17 protein-coding genes and 13 tRNA genes are annotated in these 19080 nt (G+C 45.1%); 7 read left to right on the top strand and 23 right to left on the bottom strand.

Annotation, left to right across the window (positions count from 1 at the left end; all coding sequences use genetic code 11):
- Positions 1-2: 2 nt before the first annotated feature.
- From corC to miaB, 4 genes are all read right to left on the bottom strand, one after another.
- On the bottom strand, positions 3-899 hold the full coding sequence (gene corC, locus DPF91_RS06070) for a CNNM family magnesium/cobalt transport protein CorC (RefSeq protein ID WP_117233531.1): 897 nt from the start codon (positions 897-899) through the stop codon (positions 3-5).
- 74 nt (positions 900-973) lie between these two features.
- Positions 974-1438 carry an rRNA maturation RNase YbeY gene (gene ybeY / locus DPF91_RS06065; RefSeq protein ID WP_117233530.1) on the bottom strand — a complete coding sequence of 155 codons (465 nt, stop codon included), beginning with the start codon at positions 1436-1438 and terminating at the stop codon, positions 974-976.
- Between the two features lie 2 nt (positions 1439-1440).
- Entirely contained in the window at positions 1441-2553 is a 1113-nt protein-coding gene (locus tag DPF91_RS06060; protein ID WP_117233529.1) for a PhoH family protein, read from the bottom strand.
- A gap of 146 nt (positions 2554-2699) precedes the next feature.
- Positions 2700-4124, bottom strand: coding sequence for a tRNA (N6-isopentenyl adenosine(37)-C2)-methylthiotransferase MiaB (miaB, locus tag DPF91_RS06055; RefSeq protein WP_117233528.1), 1425 nt, complete (start codon positions 4122-4124; stop codon positions 2700-2702).
- Between the two features lie 270 nt (positions 4125-4394).
- Here miaB and DPF91_RS06050 point away from each other — a divergent pair, with 270 nt between their 5' ends.
- Positions 4395-5570 (top strand): 2-octaprenyl-3-methyl-6-methoxy-1,4-benzoquinol hydroxylase, encoded by a 1176-nt coding sequence (locus tag DPF91_RS06050; protein ID WP_117233791.1) that lies wholly within the window; start codon positions 4395-4397, stop codon positions 5568-5570.
- Between the two features lie 98 nt (positions 5571-5668).
- On the opposite strand, the gene DPF91_RS06045 is transcribed toward DPF91_RS06050, so the two are convergent.
- The 19 genes from DPF91_RS06045 to lolB form a co-directional block, all read right to left on the bottom strand.
- Positions 5669-6706 (bottom strand): lactonase family protein, encoded by a 1038-nt coding sequence (locus DPF91_RS06045; protein WP_164684058.1) that lies wholly within the window; start codon positions 6704-6706, stop codon positions 5669-5671.
- Positions 6707-6879: 173 nt separating this feature from the next.
- Positions 6880-6964 (bottom strand) — tRNA-Leu (locus DPF91_RS06040).
- Positions 6965-7018: 54 nt separating this feature from the next.
- Positions 7019-7093: transfer RNA gene (locus DPF91_RS06035), tRNA-Gln, on the bottom strand.
- Positions 7094-7146: 53 nt separating this feature from the next.
- Positions 7147-7231, bottom strand: a tRNA-Leu gene (locus DPF91_RS06030).
- Positions 7232-7286: 55 nt separating this feature from the next.
- Positions 7287-7361 (bottom strand) — tRNA-Gln (locus DPF91_RS06025).
- Positions 7362-7413: 52 nt separating this feature from the next.
- A tRNA-Leu gene (locus tag DPF91_RS06020) sits at positions 7414-7498 on the bottom strand.
- A gap of 89 nt (positions 7499-7587) precedes the next feature.
- Positions 7588-7664, bottom strand: a tRNA-Met gene (locus tag DPF91_RS06015).
- Between the two features lie 46 nt (positions 7665-7710).
- Positions 7711-7795, bottom strand: a tRNA-Leu gene (locus tag DPF91_RS06010).
- Between the two features lie 53 nt (positions 7796-7848).
- Positions 7849-7923: transfer RNA gene (locus tag DPF91_RS06005), tRNA-Gln, on the bottom strand.
- Between the two features lie 52 nt (positions 7924-7975).
- Positions 7976-8060 (bottom strand) — tRNA-Leu (locus DPF91_RS06000).
- An 89-nt stretch (positions 8061-8149) separates the two neighbouring features.
- A tRNA-Met gene (locus DPF91_RS05995) sits at positions 8150-8226 on the bottom strand.
- Positions 8227-8312: 86 nt separating this feature from the next.
- Positions 8313-8387, bottom strand: a tRNA-Gln gene (locus DPF91_RS05990).
- 53 nt (positions 8388-8440) lie between these two features.
- Positions 8441-8525, bottom strand: a tRNA-Leu gene (locus DPF91_RS05985).
- A 109-nt stretch (positions 8526-8634) separates the two neighbouring features.
- Positions 8635-8711, bottom strand: a tRNA-Met gene (locus DPF91_RS05980).
- 284 nt (positions 8712-8995) lie between these two features.
- Entirely contained in the window at positions 8996-10087 is a 1092-nt protein-coding gene (gene ychF / locus DPF91_RS05975; RefSeq protein ID WP_117233526.1) for a redox-regulated ATPase YchF, read from the bottom strand.
- Between the two features lie 10 nt (positions 10088-10097).
- Complete coding sequence (pth, locus tag DPF91_RS05970) at positions 10098-10688, bottom strand: aminoacyl-tRNA hydrolase (protein ID WP_117233790.1); 591 nt, start codon at positions 10686-10688, stop codon at positions 10098-10100.
- Positions 10689-10834: 146 nt separating this feature from the next.
- Complete coding sequence (locus DPF91_RS05965; RefSeq protein WP_117233525.1) at positions 10835-11779, bottom strand: ribose-phosphate pyrophosphokinase; 945 nt, start codon at positions 11777-11779, stop codon at positions 10835-10837.
- Between the two features lie 39 nt (positions 11780-11818).
- On the bottom strand, positions 11819-12697 hold the full coding sequence (gene ispE, locus DPF91_RS05960) for a 4-(cytidine 5'-diphospho)-2-C-methyl-D-erythritol kinase (RefSeq protein WP_117233524.1): 879 nt from the start codon (positions 12695-12697) through the stop codon (positions 11819-11821).
- Entirely contained in the window at positions 12679-13344 is a 666-nt protein-coding gene (gene lolB / locus DPF91_RS05955) for a lipoprotein insertase outer membrane protein LolB (RefSeq protein ID WP_117233523.1), read from the bottom strand. Before lolB ends, ispE begins: the two co-directional genes overlap by 19 nt.
- Before the next feature lie 160 nt (positions 13345-13504).
- Here lolB and hemA point away from each other — a divergent pair, with 160 nt between their 5' ends.
- The 6 genes from hemA to kdsA all read left to right on the top strand — a co-directional run bounded on the left by hemA (position 13505) and on the right by kdsA (position 18922).
- Positions 13505-14758: a glutamyl-tRNA reductase gene (hemA, locus tag DPF91_RS05950; protein WP_117233522.1), complete on the top strand. Its 1254-nt coding sequence runs from the start codon at positions 13505-13507 to the stop codon at positions 14756-14758.
- 69 nt (positions 14759-14827) lie between these two features.
- A complete protein-coding gene (prfA, locus tag DPF91_RS05945; RefSeq protein ID WP_117233521.1) occupies positions 14828-15916 on the top strand; it encodes a peptide chain release factor 1 in 1089 nt (362 codons plus the stop codon).
- A 9-nt stretch (positions 15917-15925) separates the two neighbouring features.
- Complete coding sequence (gene prmC, locus DPF91_RS05940) at positions 15926-16777, top strand: peptide chain release factor N(5)-glutamine methyltransferase (protein ID WP_117233520.1); 852 nt, start codon at positions 15926-15928, stop codon at positions 16775-16777.
- Positions 16778-16820: 43 nt separating this feature from the next.
- Positions 16821-17204: a SirB2 family protein gene (locus DPF91_RS05935; RefSeq protein ID WP_117233519.1), complete on the top strand. Its 384-nt coding sequence runs from the start codon at positions 16821-16823 to the stop codon at positions 17202-17204.
- 6 nt (positions 17205-17210) lie between these two features.
- Positions 17211-18020 carry a SirB1 family protein gene (locus DPF91_RS05930; protein ID WP_117233518.1) on the top strand — a complete coding sequence of 270 codons (810 nt, stop codon included), beginning with the start codon at positions 17211-17213 and terminating at the stop codon, positions 18018-18020.
- A 50-nt stretch (positions 18021-18070) separates the two neighbouring features.
- A complete protein-coding gene (gene kdsA / locus DPF91_RS05925) occupies positions 18071-18922 on the top strand; it encodes a 3-deoxy-8-phosphooctulonate synthase (RefSeq protein ID WP_117233517.1) in 852 nt (283 codons plus the stop codon).
- Positions 18923-19080: the final 158 nt, after the last annotated feature.

Below are 19080 nucleotides of genomic sequence, written 5' to 3'. Positions count from 1 at the left end.
GATTATTCTTCTTGTGGTTGCACCGACTCCACAGTAGGAATGGTGACTTGAAGTTGAATGACTCTTCGGCTATCTGCTGAAGTCACCTTGAACAAGTAACCCTCGATATCAATTGACTCACCACGAGACGGTAGGTGACCAAAGTTGGTCATGATCATACCACCCACAGTATCCACTTCTTCATCGCTGAAGTTGGTGCCAAATTGATCATTGAATTCTTCAATGGTTGTTAGTGCTTTCACTGAATAAGTGTGTTTACTCAGTTTACGAATATCGACTTCTTCCTCGTCATCGAATTCGTCTTCGATTTCACCAACAATCTCTTCAAGGATATCCTCAATGGTAACAAGCCCAGATACACCACCGAATTCATCAACCACGATAGCCATGTGGTAACGCTCTTCACGGAATTCCTTAAGCAGACGGTCAACGCGTTTACTTTCAGGAACCACAACAGCTTGGCGGATGACTTCTTCGATATCAAACGGTGAACTGCCTGATCCTAAGTATTTAAGTAAGTCCTTCGCTAATAGAATGCCCTCAACGTGGTCTTTGTCTTCACTGATCACTGGATAGCGAGAGTGTTGAGCATCGGTAATCAGTTCGATGAGCGTATCAAGATCATCGGTTCGTTCTACCGTAACCATTTGCGAGCGTGGGATCATAATGTCACGTACTCGCATTTCTGAGATTTCCATAACACCCTCAAGCATGTCGCGAGTGTCGTGGTCAATTAGGTCGTTTTCTTCAGAGTCGCGGATAACATCTACAAGCTCTTGGCGGTCTTTTGGTTCGCCTTGAAAGATTTGACCTAGGCGTTCAAAGAAGGACTTTCTACTCGGACCTTCAGATTTTTCGTTTTTGCCTTCGGGGTGTGAGGGCGAATTGTCTTCGTTCATTTTATCTCTAGTCGTTAGTGTTACCAGATGTGTGGTAACTCACATCAGTAGCGATAAGGTGATGGCCCTATCGACTACTCTTTCTCAGAAAAGTAAGGGTCTTCAAAGCCCATACCTTGCATGATTTCTGTTTCGAGTGACTCCATCTCTTCGGCTTCTTCGTCCTCGATATGATCATAACCTAGCAGATGAAGACTGCCATGTACAACCATATGGGCCCAATGTGCCAACAGAGGTTTATTCTGCTCTTTTGCTTCTTGCTCAACCACTTGACGGCAAATGATTAGGTCACCCAGCAGATCCATCTCAATACCAGGTGGCACTTCAAATGGGAAAGACAGAACGTTAGTTGGCTTGTCTTTACCACGATACTCGTGGTTAAGCTGGTGGCTTTCTTCACTATCAACGATGCGAATCGTTAGTTCCGCTTGAGGCTGAAACTGAGGAATGGTTTTGTCTAGCCAAGTTTGAAAATCTTGCTCAGACGGTAAACCTTGCTCATCTTCGACCGCAAGTTGCAGATCTAGTTCGATGCTCATGTTCAGTTACTCTCTTTTGCTGTCGAATTGCTTGCAGTTGCTGCCGCTTCCACTAGTGCTTGGTTAGCCGCTTGCTGCGCTTCACGCTCTTCGCGGCGAATACGGTCGCGCTCTTTACGCTCTTTTTGATCCTTCGCTTCCCACTTCTCATACGCGTTAACAATACGAGCAACAACAGGGTGACGAACCACGTCGTCTGATTGGAAGAAGTTAAAGCTGATATCGTCTACTTCGCTCAGAACTTCAATAGCATGGCGAAGGCCGGACTTGGCACCACGAGGTAAATCGATCTGCGTTACATCACCAGTGATTACGGCACGAGAATTGAAGCCGATACGTGTCAGGAACATCTTCATCTGTTCAACGGTGGTGTTCTGACTTTCATCAAGAATGATAAACGCATCGTTAAGCGTTCGACCACGCATATAAGCCAGTGGGGCAACTTCAATTACGTTACGCTCGATAAGCTTTTCTACACGCTCAAAGCCAAGCATCTCAAATAATGCATCGTAAAGAGGGCGCAGGTATGGATCGACTTTCTGGCTTAGGTCACCTGGTAGGAAACCGAGTTTTTCACCTGCTTCTACTGCAGGACGAGTAAGTAAGATTCGACGGATCTCTTGACGCTCAAGTGCATCTACAGCCGCAGCAACAGCTAGGTAGGTCTTACCTGTGCCAGCAGGACCAATACCAAAGCTGATATCGTGAGTAACCATGTTCACTAAGTACTGAGCTTGGTTAGGTGTACGAGGCTTGATAACGCCTTTTTTCGTCTTAACAAAGACTTCTTTACCGTGCTCGAAGTCGCTTTCTGTAGTTTGCTCTAATGCCCCCGACTCTTTGATTGCCAGGTGAATTTGCTCTGGTTCGATATCTGGAATCTGGCCTCGAACTGGCGCCGTATCAACATACAGTGATTTGATGATATCAAGAGCAGCTGCCGAGGTATGTGGCTTACCTACGATCGTAAAGAAGTTGCTACGGTAGTTGATTTCAACGCCTAGGCGGCGCTCTAAGTGTTTGATGTTGTCATCAAATGGACCGCATAGGCTTGCAAGTCTGCGGTTATCAGAAGGTTCTAGATTGATTTCTAGAGTTACAATTTTATTGCTCAAATTAGCCTCTCAATGTTTGCCACTTGCTCCACTGTAAAATAAAGAGCAAAAAGCCCGATTGGGACCGGGCTTCTTATGGCGATATCCCTGTTTCTAAGATGGTCACTTACTCAGGGTTTTTCAAGCTTACTTAGCTCAATTAAAGCTTATGGCGTAAAGGTCGCTACACCCAGCTCATCTTCACGCTTGGTTTTTGCCATCATTTGCGTTGGAGAAATGATAGAACGTAGGTCCATTTCTTTCTCTGTACGTACGATTTCACCACGCAAAGAGTTTGCAAATACGTCTGTGATTTTTACGTCAACGAACTGACCAATCAGGTCTGCACTGCCTTCGAAGTTTACTACGCGGTTGTTTTCAGTTCGCGCACGAAGCTCCATTAGATTCTTCTTCGATGGGCCTTCGACAAGAACGCGCTGTTCAGTGTCGAGCATTTGACGTGAGTAACGCATAGCTTGGCTATTTACAACTTGCTGTAGCTCGTATAGGCGCTCTTTCTTCGTTTGCTCAGGCAGATCACATGGGTAATCGGCAGCAGGTGTACCTGGACGAGGAGAGAAGATAAAGCTGAAGCTCATATCGAAATCAACGTCCTTGATCAGCTTCATTGTTGCTTGATGATCCATGTCTGTTTCGCCAGGGAAACCAACGATGAAGTCAGAGCTGATTTGAATGTCAGGGCGCGCTTTACGTAGTTTACGAATGATTGATTTGTACTCAATCGCCGTGTGAGGGCGCTTCATGTTCGTCAGAATACGGTCACTACCACTTTGTACTGGTAGGTGTAGGAAGCTCACAAGCTCCGGCGTATCTTCGTAAACTGCGATGATGTCATCACCAAACTCAAGCGGGTGGCTTGTGGTAAAGCGAATACGGTCGATGCCATCAATTGATGCAACAAGACGAAGCAGTTCTGCAAACGTGCAGATGTCCCCCTCGTGTGTTGGACCACGGAATGCGTTTACGTTTTGACCTAGTAGGTTTACTTCACGTACGCCTTGCTCAGCTAGTTGTGCGATCTCAAAAAGCACGTCATCCATTGGACGGCTAACTTCTTCACCACGCGTGTATGGTACTACACAGTAAGTACAGTATTTAGAACAGCCTTCCATGATAGAAACGAATGCTGTCGCACCCTCAGCACGAGGCTCAGGCAGACGGTCGAACTTTTCGATCTCAGGGAAAGAGATATCCATTACAGGCGCTTCGTCGCTCAGAGATTGTTTAATCATCTCTGGTAGGCGGTGCAGTGTTTGTGGGCCAAAGATTACGTCAACGTAAGGTGCACGTTCACGAATATGGTCACCCTCTTGAGTTGCTACACAGCCACCCACGCCGATAACAACACCATCTTTCTTATCTTTAAGTGTTTTCCAACGACCAAGCTGGTGGAACACCTTTTCTTGTGCTTTTTCACGAATAGAACAGGTGTTGAGTAGAAGTACATCTGCCTCTTCTGGAACTTCCGTCAGTTCGTAGCCATTGGCTGCGTTTAGAAGGTCTGCCATTTTTGATGAATCGTATTCGTTCATCTGACATCCCCAGGTTTTAATTAGCAGTTTCTTACTCATAATTTCGCTCGATCGTTAGTTTAAATTAAGGGAGCAAATCGCCCAGTGTTGATTCGGTTTATCTTAAACCACTCTCATCCATGGTTATATTGGTGCCATCCTTTGGCAAGCCGCGTATTGTACTGGTTTCAATCGACGCTGACTAGTAGTGAAAAACAGGTAAATAGCTTTGATCTTGACCTCTCTTTAATGGGGAAAACTGGTCGTAATTTGATTGGGAAAAAGTACAATGAAAAACAGTCAAAGAATCAAAGTGATAAAGTACATAAAATGACCAAGTTCGATTTTGTAGTGATTGGTGGTGGCATGGTTGGAGCCGCTGTAGCTCTGGGTTTTGCTAAACAAGGAAAACAGGTGGCGGTTGTCGAAAACTTTGCACCGAAGGCATTTGAACAAGATCAGCCACTGGATATAAGAGTATCCGCCATCTCACAGAATTCGGTTAACCTGTTGGAGTCTTTAGGGGCTTGGTCTGGCATTTCATCGAAACGAGTCTGTCGTTACAAACGATTGGAGACTTGGGAGCACCCAGAGTGCCGTACACGGTTCCATGCTGATTCCTTAGATATGGAACAGCTTGGTTATATTGTCGAAAACCGAGTGATTCAACTGGGCCTGTGGGAGCAGTTTGAGCACCATGACAATCTAACTCTGTTTTGCTCTGATAAACTAGAGCGCATTGAGTTTGGTGACGTTAATCAGGTGACTTTAGACTCTGGCGAAGTGCTTGAAACAGGCTGGATCATCGGGGCTGATGGTGCAAACTCTATGGTCCGTCAGATGGCTGGTATCGGCATTACTGCATGGGATTATCGTCAGGATTGCATGCTTATCAATGTTGAAACTGAGCTGCCTCAACAAGATATTACTTGGCAACAATTTATGCCTTCGGGCCCACGCTCGTTCCTGCCTTTGGCATCTTTGGAGAAGGATGGGCAAGAAGTCGGGCAGGGGTCATTGGTTTGGTATGACTCCGCCAGAAGAATCCGTGAACTCAAGCAGCTATCTAATACCGCATTAGAGCGAGAGATTGCTCAGCACTTTCCCTCTGAGTTAGGGCCTATTAAAGTTCTACAAGCAGGTTCATTTCCTTTGACCCGTCGACACGCTCAGAACTACTTCAAACGAGGTTGTGTATTGGTTGGGGACTCTGCGCATACCATTAACCCATTAGCAGGGCAGGGTGTGAACTTAGGTTTTAAAGATGTGAAAGCGCTGTTGGAGGTGTGCGCCAGTGATGAGCCCGCCACTGAAAAGCAGATGCGTAAATATGAGATAAAGCGTCGTGGTGACAACTTATTGATGCAAACGGGCATGGACTTCTTTTACAAGACGTTCAGTAATGATCTTGGGCCAGCTAAGTTTGTTCGTAATGCAGCCCTTAAGCTAGCAGAGCAATCAGGACCCATTAAAGACCAAGTCTTAAAGTACGCATTAGGCTTATAAGTCGAGTAAGCAGGGAAGAATTAATAAATGATGAAAAAGCTCCGAGGCGGAGCTTTTTTGTTTCCTGCAATCGGAGCTTGGTTGTCAGAGATTGTTTATCAACACTCAACAATACAAACAGGCTCACCGATCTCTACTTTATTTCCGCTAAACATAAGAGTTCCCGTTTCTTTGTTTACTTTAAAGCTCGCCATATCATTAGAATGTTGGTTGGCTGTAATTAACCACTCACCATTTGCGATGATTGCAAAATCACGAGGAAATACCCCTTGTGTAGAGTAACTATCTTTATATTCAACAAGCCCTGACTCTTGATTAACAGCAAAGCAGCTAATTCGTGATTGTTTACGGCTCGACGTGTACAGGAAGCGGCTGTCTGAAGAGAGCTTTATTGCTGCTGCGGCTTCTCCAATCTCAGTGTCTGGCAGTAGCTTAAGCTGTTGAACCAGGTTCCATTTTCCATTATCTCGTTGAGCTACAAACAACTCTTCAGTCAACTCACACAATATGTATAGCATTTCTTCTGTCGAATTGAATACCAGATGGCGAGGGCCACTACCTGCAGGTAAAACAATGGTTTCTGCTTCAGGGAAAGAGTATTGGCCTGACTCAGAACGCTGAATATCAAACAACCTAATCTTGTCGCCACCTAGATCGACAGTTGCCATCTGATCTCTCGTTTCTAAGAAAACAGCTTGGTGGGCATGAGGTGCAGTCTGGCGCTTTGGATGAATACTTGAACCACTCATTATTAAGGTCGCTAACCTTTCGCTAATCGACCCAGTTGAGTCTCGAGTGAAAATATCGAAACTGCCCGAGGTGTATTGTGAAGTGACTATGAGACCAAACTTGTTAGACACGGCAATATGACAAGGGTGGTCGCCGTCGATGTCATGTTGATTGTTGAGGTTATCATTTGATCGGAAAACAAGCTGAGGCTGCTCTTGTTTTGTTAGCTCGGTGATCGCGTAGAAGCCATTTTCCACTTTGGTCACGAATGAGGGGTTGTCACATTCTAAAAGTGATTGTTTGTGGCTGAAGCTGCCATCAGCAGGATCAAATGATATGGTCTGAACACCTTTGCTTAGCGTGTTGTTATTGGTGTAGCAGCCAATGAGAAGAGTAATAGGTTCCACAGCGATACGTCCTAGTGTGCCAAATATTGAAACACCTATTGTCCGATATTTTGGCTAAAAGGTTTACTAGTAGACTGTTTTAGAAAGGTGATTTTAGTAACAAAAGCTGAAAGGGGTCACTGAGCAGGAGAGCAGATAAAAGAAAACCCAGCTAGAAGCTGGGTCTCTAATGATGGTGCGGAAGGAGAGACTTGAACTCTCACACCTTGCGGCGCCAGAACCTAAATCTGGTGCGTCTACCAATTCCGCCACTTCCGCATCAATTCTRTAGTCTTAGCTGATGATTGGTGAATCAACTAGACGTTGTATTAGTGGCTGGGCTACCTGGATTCGAACCAGGGAATGCCGGCATCAAAAGCCGGTGCCTTACCGCTTGGCGATAGCCCAACTGGATTGTTTTACATGTCAATCGCATGTCTCTTTAAATAAGAGAAGAATAATGGTGCGGAAGGAGAGACTTGAACTCTCACACCTTGCGGCGCCAGAACCTAAATCTGGTGCGTCTACCAATTCCGCCACTTCCGCAWCAAWTCTGTAGTTATATCGATAACTGGTAAAATCAATATAACGTTGTAATTAGTGGCTGGGCTACCTGGATTCGAACCAGGGAATGCCGGCATCAAAAGCCGGTGCCTTACCGCTTGGCGATAGCCCAACTGATTGTTTTACATGTCAATCGCATGTCTCTTTAAATAAGAGAAGAATGATGGTGCGGAAGGAGAGACTTGAACTCTCACACCTTGCGGCGCCAGAACCTAAATCTGGTGCGTCTACCAATTCCGCCACTTCCGCAACAATTCTGTAGTCATATCGATGATTGGTAAAATCAATATAACGTTGTCTTTATTTTCTAAAGGCTCTTATAAAAAGCGCTTAGAAAATGGTGGCTACTGCGGGATTTGAACCTGCGACCCCATCATTATGAGTGATGTGCTCTAACCAACTGAGCTAAGTAGCCAATTTCCTCTCTATTGCTCTTAGAAGACATGAGCAGAGAAGAATAATGGTGCGGAAGGAGAGACTTGAACTCTCACACCTTGCGGCGCCAGAACCTAAATCTGGTGCGTCTACCAATTCCGCCACTTCCGCATCAATTCTGTAGTTAAGGAGATGATTGGTGAATCTCAATAACGTTGTATTAGTGGCTGGGCTACCTGGATTCGAACCAGGGAATGCCGGCATCAAAAGCCGGTGCCTTACCGCTTGGCGATAGCCCAACTGATTGTTTTACATGTCAATCGCATGTCTCTTTAAGTAAGAGAAGAATAATGGTGCGGAAGGAGAGACTTGAACTCTCACACCTTGCGGCGCCAGAACCTAAATCTGGTGCGTCTACCAATTCCGCCACTTCCGCAACAAATCTGTAGTCATATCGACAATTGGTAAAATCAATATAACGTTGTCTTTATTTTCTAAAGGCTCTTATGAAAAGCGCTTAGAAAATGGTGGCTACTGCGGGATTTGAACCTGCGACCCCATCATTATGAGTGATGTGCTCTAACCAACTGAGCTAAGTAGCCATCTAGTCAAAAGACTAAATTTGGACGAGAGAATATAATCAAACGTCGCAATATTTTCAACAGTAAATTAAAAATATTTTAATTAGTGGCTGGGCTACCTGGATTCGAACCAGGGAATGCCGGCATCAAAAGCCGGTGCCTTACCGCTTGGCGATAGCCCAACTGGATTGTTTTACATGTCAATCGCATGTCTCTTTAAGTAAGAGAAGAATAATGGTGCGGAAGGAGAGACTTGAACTCTCACACCTTGCGGCGCCAGAACCTAAATCTGGTGCGTCTACCAATTCCGCCACTTCCGCATCGCTTTTTTATTCTTAAAGCAAAGAGTGTAGTTAAGGAGATGATTGGTGAATCTCAATAACGTTGTTCTTTATTTTCTAAAGGCTCTTATGAAAAGCGCTTAGAAAATGGTGGCTACTGCGGGATTTGAACCTGCGACCCCATCATTATGAGTGATGTGCTCTAACCAACTGAGCTAAGTAGCCAATTTTCTATCTCATCGCTAAGTTGCCTTATCGCTGAGAACGGGGCGCATTATGCGGACATGAGAGAAAACCGTCAATAGTTTTTTTTAATAAATTTGGCAAAATAGGTTGTTCGATTTAATTTTAATCAAAGAGCTGTGTTTATATACGAAAACTAAACAAAAAAGCACATCTACCCTTACAAATACTATGTTGAAACGAGGATGTATTGTTTATCTATATCTTTTCGGCATAAAAAAACCGGCGAACGTCGCCGGTTTTCTAGTTATTAATCAAGCTATTGATTAAACGTTGAAGCGGAAGTGAATCACATCACCATCTTTAACGATGTATTCTTTACCTTCTAGACGCCATTTACCTGCATCTTTAGCACCACTTTCGCCATTGAACTCGATAAAGTCATCGTAACCAACAACTTCTGCACGGATGAAACCTTTTTCAAAATCTGTGTGGATCTTACCCGCTGATTGTGGTGCAGTCGCACCTACCGGGATCGTCCAAGCACGTACTTCCTTAACACCTGCAGTAAAGTATGTTTGCAGTGTGAGCAGTTCGTAACCAGAGCGGATCACGCGGTTAAGACCAGGTTCTTCGATACCCATGTCAGCAAGGAATTCTTCACGATCTTCATCTTCAAGCTCAGAAAGCTCAGATTCGATAGCTGCACATACAGGAACAACAACGTTGTTCTCTTTTGCTGCAAACTCACGAACAGCGTCTAGGTATGGGTTGTCTTCGAAACCATCTTCGTTCACGTTAGCAATGTACATTGTTGGCTTCAGAGTTAGGAAGTTTAGGTAACCAATCGCCGCCAGCTCTTCTTTTGCTAGCTCAACAGTACGCGCCATGCCACCTTCAGTCAGCACTGGAAGAAGCTTTTCTAGAACAGTGATTTCGAACTTAGCGTCTTTATCACCACCTTTTGCTTTCTTCGCATTACGCTGAAGAGCACGTTCACAGCTGTCTAGGTCTGCAAGAGCAAGCTCTAGGTTGATAACCTCGATATCTTCGATAGGTGATACTTTACCTGAAACGTGTACGATGTTTTCGTTTTCAAAACAACGAACTACGTGACCGATCGCATCAGTTTCACGGATGTTTGCTAGGAATTTGTTACCTAGACCTTCACCTTTAGATGCACCAGCTACTAGACCTGCGATATCAACAAACTCCATCGTTGTTGGTAGGATCTTTTGCGGGTTAACGATCTTTGCTAGAGCGTCCAAGCGAAGATCTGGCACAGGTACTACGCCAGTGTTTGGCTCGATAGTACAAAAAGGGAAGTTTGCTGCTTCGATGCCAGCTTTAGTTAGTGCATTGAAAAGTGTTGATTTACCAACGTTTGGTAGGCCAACGATGCCACATTTAAAACCCATGATAATAACCTTATTCTGCTTTGAACGTGTGTAAGCGGTTTTGTGCTTTAGTTAGACCATCTTTAAGTAAGATGTCTAAGCTACGTACGGACTCATCGACAACTGCATCGATGCATTCTTGTTCTTTTGCTGGAGCTTTTCCCAGCACATAGCCTGCGACCTTGTCTTTATGACCTGGGTGTCCGATACCCAGTCTCAGGCGATAAAATTCTTTATTGTTACCTTGCTTACTGATGATGTCTTTTAGACCGTTATGGCCGCCATGGCCACCGCCTTTCTTGAACTTACCTACACCAGGAGGCAGGTCTAACTCGTCATGAGCAACCATGATCTCTTCTGGTTTAATCTGATAAAACTTAGCGAGTGCTGCCACTGCTTTACCAGAAAGGTTCATGAAAGTGGTTGGGATCAATAAGCGAAGATCTTGACCATTCACCATAATGCGTCCAGTTAGACCAAAGAATTTAGCTTCATTCTTAAGTGTTACGTTATGTACGCGTGCGAGTTCTTCTACTACCCATGCACCTGCATTGTGGCGGGTCTTTGCGTATTCTGGCCCAGGGTTAGCAAGGCCTACGAGTAGTTTGATTTGCTGGCTCAAGGTGTCAATCTCTCCCATTTTTAAAAAGCGCAGTATGATAGCACAGAAAACTCGCAGCGGGCGAGAGGTAGCTTGTACTCGAAAACGCGCAAATAAAAAAACACCCCATATAGGGGTGTTTTTGAAAAGTTTAGACTAATCGGGGATTAGTTGAACATCGCAGAGATTGACTCTTCGTTGCTGATACGACGAATCGCTTCAGCTAGCATGCGAGATAGGCTTAGTGTTGTTACTTTACCTGTCGCTGCCATCTCTTTAGAAAGAGAGATAGAGTCAGTCACGATAACTTGGTCTAGTACCGAGTTCTTGATGTTGTCTGATGCGTTACCAGAGAATACTGCGTGAGTTGCGTAAGCGAATACACGCTTCGCACCGCGCTCTTTTAGCGCTTCAGCAGCTTTACATAGCGTGCCGCCTGTATCGATCATGTCGTCAACGATTACACAATCACGACCTTCAACATCACCGATTAGGTTCATTACTTCTGAAACGTTAGCACGTGGACGACGCTTATCAACGATAGCGATGTCGATATCGCCTAGCGCTTTAGCGGTTGCACGAGCACGTACAACACCACCTAGGTCTGGAGAAACCACAACTGGGTTTTCTAGGCCACGGCTTTGCATGTCTTCAAGAAGCACTGGAGTACCGAAGATGTTATCAACTGGTACATCGAAGAAGCCTTGGATTTGCTCTGCGTGTAGGTCGATAGTAAGAACGCGGTCAACACCAACGTTAGATAGGAAATCCGCAACAACTTTTGCAGTGATTGGCACACGAGCAGAACGTACACGACGGTCTTGGCGAGCGTAGCCGAAGTAAGGGATTACTGCAGTAATACGGCCAGCAGAAGCGCGGCGCATTGCATCAATCATTACCACTAACTCCATTAGGTTGTCGTTAGTTGGTGCACAAGTAGATTGAATTAGGAATACATCACTACCACGAACGTTCTCGTTGATTTTTACTGATACTTCACCATCAGAAAAACGTTCAACAGTAGCATCACCTAGTGAGATGTATAGACGGTCAGCAATGCGTTGGGCTAGTTCAGGTGTAGCGTTACCAGCAAATAGCTTCATATCAGGCACGGTAAAAAACCTCAGGGTTGCGTCCAGTTTTTAAATAAATTATGAGTAGGCCGATTGGTAATCAGCGAGTGTCTTCATTAAAGGCGAAACATTCCGTCCTTTCGCAATAAAAGCAGAGACACTGTCAGAGAGTTTGTTCTGTACACTTTCTGCGCTGGATTTGCTGTCAAATTCAGCAAAAACGCATGATCCGGTGCCAGTCAATCTTGACGGCGCATATTGTAGCAGCCAAGAAAGTTGCTTATCAACCTCTGGGTAGATCAATCTCACAATTTTTTCGCAATCGTTTCCGTAGTCTGTAGCTAGAAGCGTTTCAAGCGAGCGTTTTGGCGTATTTCTGGTCAGATCTGGGTGTGTGAATATGTCTACGGTTGCAATGCTCACCTCTGGTTTAACTACCAAGTAGACCTTCTCTTCAGGGTAAGCTGCTGTGAGTTGCTCACCGACACCCTCTGCAAATGCGGCATGTCCCTTCACAAACACTGGAACGTCGGCCCCAAGGTGTAAGCCTATATCCGCCAACTGTTCGCTATCAAGTCCTAACTGCCATAGGAAGTTAAGTGCCACTAAAACCGTTGCAGCATTGGAAGAACCACCACCAATTCCGCCCCCCATAGGCAGAACTTTAGTCAGTTCGATATGGGCGCCAAGTTGAGTGTTAGTGGCTTTTTGCAGAGCAGTGGCTGCTTTCCAGATTAAATTCACTTGCAGGGGGACCCCAGGAATCTCAGGAGATAGCGTGATATCACCTGATGAGTTCGCGGTAATGTCTAGCGTATCACCATGATCAACGAACTGAAATAAGGTCTGTAGTTCGTGATAGCCATTGGGCTTTCGTCCAGTGATATAGAGAAAGAGATTCAGTTTTGCTGGCGAGGGCCAATTTGTGGTGTCAGTGATCACGGATTCAGGGTCCATTTGGTAATTGCGAGTTTAATCAGAAGGTCGTCTCGTGTTAGACGAAGGCTTTTGGGCATCGGTAGTTGAGCGTCTTGAGCATTGGCTGTGCTAGCGACATCCATATAGCTCTGGTAACTCAGGAGCCAAGGTTTATTGGTGATAGGGCTACTTATGCTCGCAAGTGTCGATTGCTCATTTAGAGTGTATGTGTCGTTTGATGTCGGAACGCCCTTAATCCAGCTGTTCATTTGCTGGTATGGGATGATAATGCCCGTTAATTGATAGATTAGCTGACTCGGGTTTGAGCCTGTATAAGAATCACCACCAAAAGTATCAACCTTGGTTGAAGTGCCATCGGTTGTTAGGTTCAGCATGGTTTGACCCAAAAAATTGGTCAATCTTAGTTCACTTTTTTCTGGTGAATGCTGCCAAATAAAGTTGAGACTTTGGCTTTGCTCTGAGTCTTTATAGCCGAGTTTTCCGGTGACGCGGAAGTGCGTAATCTCTTGCAACTGGCTTTGGTGTTGTTGCCAGTCGACATTGGTTTCTGACTCTGGCGGCGTCGCACAACCAACCAGGTACAATGAGATGCTCAACACAACCAGCAAACGAAATTTGCGCACAATCCATGATAGTGGCGAGGTATCAGAAGAAAATAACGTCATTGTTGGTCAAAACCTATCCAAAAAATCGTTGATATCTCATGACTATATCACTTATCCGCACATAGTCAGCAAAACAAATCTATGCTGCTCTTTCATTAGTTAGCCCCATCAAGTAAAATTCGTCTCTTATTTTGTCTTTAGGTCAGAGATTTTTCACGACATGTCATTGCTCGCTATTGGTATTAATCACAATACAGCTTCTGTTGAACTACGCGAGAAAGTCGCTTTTTCGCCGGATAAGTTATCCGGTGCTCTGCAGCAATTGGAAGCAAGCAGCTATGTTAACGGTGGAGTTATCTTATCAACCTGTAATCGCACTGAGATCTATTGTGATGTGAAAGCAGACAATAAGAGCCGTGTGATCAGTTGGTTATCTGAATTTCATGACGTTCCTCCAGAAGAATTAAAGCCTAGCTTGTATTTGCATGAAGACCAAGCTGCTATCAAACACCTGATGCGTGTCGCTTGTGGTCTGGACTCATTGGTATTAGGTGAGCCACAAATCCTTGGTCAGGTAAAGCAAGCTTATGCCGACTCTCGTGAGCACCACGTGGTCGATAGCGCAATGGAGAAGTGGTTCCAAAAAGCATTCTCGGTTGCAAAGCGTGTACGTACTGAGACTGATATTGGTGGTAACGCTGTATCTGTGGCTTATGCCGCTTGTACGTTGGCAAAACACATCTTCGAATCGTTATCTGACTCAACTGTGTTGCTTGTTGGTGCAGGTGAAACTATTGAACTCGTGGCTAAGCATCTTTCCGCAAATGGTTGTACCAAGATGATTGTGGCTAACCGTACTCGCGAGCGTGCAGAAGGTCTGGCTAGAGAGTTTGATGCTGAGGTTATCAGCCTTAATGAAATCCCAGAGCATTTAGCGCGTGCGGACATTGTGATTAGTTCAACGGCAAGTCCATTACCAATCATTGGTAAAGGTATGGTTGAGACTGCACTGAAAGAACGTAAGCATCAGCCTATGTTATTTGTGGATATCGCTGTCCCGCGCGATGTAGAAGCGCAAGTAGGTGAGTTGAATGACGCTTACCTATACACGGTAGATGACTTGCAATCTATCATTAGCTCGAATATTGAGCAGCGTAAGGCCGAAGCGATTCAAGCTGAGGCTATTGTGAGTGAAGAAAGTGCCGCCTTTATGGCTTGGATGCGTTCGCTCTATGCTGTGGATAGCATCCGAGAATACCGCCAATCTGCAAATGAAATTCGCCAAGATTTGTTAGATAAAGCACTGCAGTCAATGGCGGCTGGAACTGACCCTGAGAAAGTTCTGAAAGAGCTTAGTAACAAACTGACAAATAAACTGATTCATGCACCAACGCGTGCCCTTCAAACTGCTGCTGAGCAAGGTGAACCTGCAAAGCTGGTGGTGATTAGAGAAAGTCTAGGGTTAGACAAGTAGGCATGAACACCGTGCTACTGTTTCCAGTGTGACTACTTTACGCTAACCCCTATATACGGAAAGAAAAGAATGAAAGCCTCGATTCTAACTAAGCTAGAAACGCTAGTTGAACGTTACGAAGAAGTTCAACATCTACTTGGTGATCCTGATGTGATCGGTGATCAAGACAAGTTCCGCGCACTATCGAAAGAATACTCTCAGTTGGAAGAGGTGACGAAATGTTTCCAATCTTACCAGCAAGCGCAAGAAGATCTTGAAGCAGCTCAAGAGATGGCGAACGAAGACGACGAAGAAATGCGAGAAATGGCGCAGGAAGAGATCAAAGAAGCGAAAGCAGCCATTGAGACTCTCACTGACGAGCTGCAGATTCTTCTTCTACCGAAAGATCCGAACGATGAGCACAACTGTTTCCTAGAAATTCGCGCAGGTGCGGGTGGTGATGAAGCAGGTATCTTCGCTGGGAACATGTTCCGTATGTACTCGAAGTTTGCTGAGAAAAAAGGCTGGCGCGTTGAAGTGATGAGCTGCAACGAATCAGAGCAGGGCGGTTACAAAGAAATGATCGCTAAGATTTCTGGTGATGCTGTTTATGGCACAATGAAGTTTGAGTCGGGTGGTCACCGTGTTCAGCGTGTGCCAGAAACAGAATCTCAAGGCCGTGTTCACACATCTGCATGTACTGTTGCCGTTATGCCTGAAATCCCAGAAGCGGATCTACCTGAAATCAAAGCTGCGGATCTTAAGATCGATACGTTCCGCGCATCGGGCGCGGGTGGTCAGCACGTTAACACCACGGATTCTGCAATCCGTATTACTCACTTACCAACAGGTACTGTAGTAGAGTGTCAGGACGAGCGTTCTCAGCATAAGAACAAAGCAAAAGCGATGGCTGTTCTTGCTGCGCGTATCGTTCAAGCTGAAGAAGAGCGTCGTGCTGCAGAGGTATCTGATACTCGTCGTAACCTTCTAGGCTCTGGTGACCGAAGTGACCGTATCCGTACTTACAACTACCCACAGGGCCGTGTGTCGGATCACCGTATTAACCTAACGGTTTACCGTCTGAATGAAGTGATGGAAGGTGACTTAGCAAGCCTTATCGACCCAGTTCTACAAGAACACCAAGCTGATCAGCTTGCTGCTCTGGCAGACAACCAGTAATTGGCTGATATGTCATCTTCAGTGACCGTCGAACAGTTATTGAAGCAAGCTACCGAGCAGTTGACTGCAAATGGTAGTGAATCACCGTCGCTTGATGCGGCGGTGTTGCTTTGTCATGCCCTAAACAAACCTCGTTCTTTTTTATTCACCTGGCCTGATAAAGTGCTAAGCGAGGAAGAGCAGGGGGCAATCAATGATCTTATTAGTGAACGTTTAACGGGCAAGCCAGTGGCATATATTGTCGGTGAACGTGAATTTTGGTCATTGCCGCTAAAGGTGTCGCCTTCGACACTCATTCCCCGTCCTGACACTGAGCGTTTGGTGGAGGTTGCACTTGATCTTACCATCGATGCCAATGGTCCAATTTTAGACTTAGGGACGGGAACGGGTGCGATTGCATTGGCACTAGCCTCGGAGATGCCAAATCGTGAGGTGATTGGTGTCGACCTGAGAGAAGAGGCACAACAGCTAGCAACTGAAAACTCGAAAAACCTCTCAATAAGTAATGCGCGCTTTGTACTGGGTAGCTGGTTCGAACCGATAGGCGATTTACGCTTTGATTTAATTGTGTCAAATCCGCCTTATATTGATGAGCAAGACCCTCATTTAGATCAAGGTGATGTTCGATTTGAACCGAAGAGTGCATTGGTTGCTGATGACAAAGGTATGGCAGATATTCGCTGGATTGCGACAAACGCAAGAAGTTACCTCAATACTGGGGGCTGGATTGCGTTTGAACATGGTTATGACCAAGGAAAGGTGACTAGAGAGTTTTTGGAATCTCTCGGCTATTCAATGGTTGCAACTCAACAAGATTATGCAGGTAACGACCGCGTTACTCTAGGCAAGTGGAACGGCTAAACGCTGCTTATTTCGTTACCTTTGCGATATGGAGATAATCAATATGTATATGACACTAAAACACTCACACTTTCTGTTCATTGCTTTGAGTGTTGCGCTTTTTACACTTCGTTTTATTTTTGTTCTTCGTTCATCTCCTCTTTTGGAGAACAAATTCATTAAAGTAGCTCCGCATGCCGTAGATACCGTTTTGTTTCTAACGGGTATCGGTTTAATTATGGTAACGGGCTTCATGCCATTTACTGATGCAGCACCATGGATGACGACGAAATTGACCGGTGTGTTGGCATACATTGCTTTAGGTTTTTATACCCTGAAGATTGCTCGTAATAACTGGGCACGTATTTTTGGTTTCTTGGGTTCACTAGGTTGGTTATTGATGGCAGCGAACACTGCAACCAGCAAAGTGGGTTCACTTTTTGGGTAATCGTCAATGATTGATATGTTTGATGAAGACTTTGATAGCCTACCTTTAGCTGAAGGTGCATTGATCTTAAACCACGCGATTGATGAAAGCACTCAGGTTGATTGGGCGAAGCAAGAGATGGCTCGTTTATTTGCTGAGCTAGAACTTGAGTTGGTGCATGAGCGTGATGATAAACAGCGTTTGGCATCGTTTCTGCGTATTTTCTATCATCAGTGGGGCTTTAAGGGCGATACCACAGCTTACTACCGCTCAGAGAATGCGTTTATCGACAAGGTACTGGAATCTCGTAAAGGCATCCCTGTTAGCTTAGGGGCTCTACTGCTTTATTTTGGGCGTCAGCTTGGCCTGCCACTTGAAGGTATCGCTTTCCCAACGCAGTTTGTTGTGCGTGCAAACTGGGATGATGAGATTGAATATATTAACCCATTTAATGGTGAATACGTTTCGGAGCATACCCTACGCGCATGGCTCATTGGTTCAGATGGCCCTCTCGTGACGTTGAAAGAAGAGCACCTTGAAGTTACCGATAACCCAACGGTTATTGGGCGTTGGTTGGCTTTGCTTAAGTCGACGCTGCTTAATGAAGAAAAGTATCTGCTTGCATTAAAATGTACGGATTTAGCGCTAAACTTTATCCCAGATGATCCTTATGAGATCCGAGATCGCGGCTTTATTTATCAGCAGCTCGACTGTACAAATATTGCGATATCTGACTATGAATACTTCATTGAGCAGTGCCCTGAAGACCCAGCAGCGGAGCTTCTTAAAGGTCAAGTAAGCAAGATGAGCGAAGATTCAGCTGTGGTTGTTCACTAATTCACAATCACAATCAAGATTAAATTCCTCTACGAAGAAGAGAGTCAAACATGGAACAAAAAACGGTTAAGATCGGCAATATTGATGTTGCGAACGACAAGCCATTCACACTATTCGCTGGTATGAACGTGCTTGAATCTCGCGATCTGGCAATGCAGATCTGTGAGCACTATGTAAAGGTAACAGAGAAGCTAGGTATTCCTTACGTATTTAAGGCGTCTTTCGATAAGGCAAACCGTAGCTCGGTTCACTCTTACCGTGGTCCTGGTCTAGAAGAAGGTATGAAGATCTTCCAAGAGCTGAAAGATACATTCGGTGTGAAGATCATTACTGACGTTCATACTGAGGAGCAAGCACAACCTGTTGCGGACGTAGTGGATGTCATCCAGCTTCCTGCATTTCTTGCACGTCAAACTGACCTAGTTGAAGCAATGGCGAAGACTGGTGCAGTAATCAACGTGAAGAAACCTCAATTCATGAGCCCTGGTCAGGTTGGCAACATCGTTGATAAGTTTGCTGAGTGCGGTAATGAAAATATCATTCTATGTGAGCGTGGCTCATGCATGGGCTACGATAACCTTGTTGTAGACATGCTTGGTTTTGGTGTTATGAAGAAAGCATCAAACGGCAGCCCTATCATCTTTGATGTAACGCATTCACTACAAATGCGTGACCCATCTGGTGCAGCATCTGGCGGTCGCCGTGAGCAGACAGTGGAACTTGCTAAAGCAGGTCTAGCAACGGGCATTGCGGGTCTATTCATTGAAGCGCACCCGAACCCAGAAAAAGCGCTATGTGATGGTCCTTCTGCACTTCCTCTAGACAAGCTAGAGCCGTTCCTAGCTCAAATGAAAGCGCTAGATGATCTGATTAAAGGTTTTGAACCCATCGAAATTAAATAGTTAGCCACTTGTATAACTTTTAAACGCCAGCAGAAATGCTGGCGTTTTTTTATGCAAACGAACGAAAACGTTTGCTTAAAATGGTAGGTTCTTATCGCATGCTATGCATCGTCTTTGTTACACTTTTATGTCGAGAAATTAGTGATCTGATAGACATT

The sequence above is a fragment of the Vibrio maerlii genome, from assembly GCF_003415655.1.
Lineage (GTDB): Bacteria > Pseudomonadota > Gammaproteobacteria > Enterobacterales > Vibrionaceae > Vibrio > Vibrio maerlii.
This window is presented reverse-complemented; position numbering and strand designations above follow the sequence as displayed.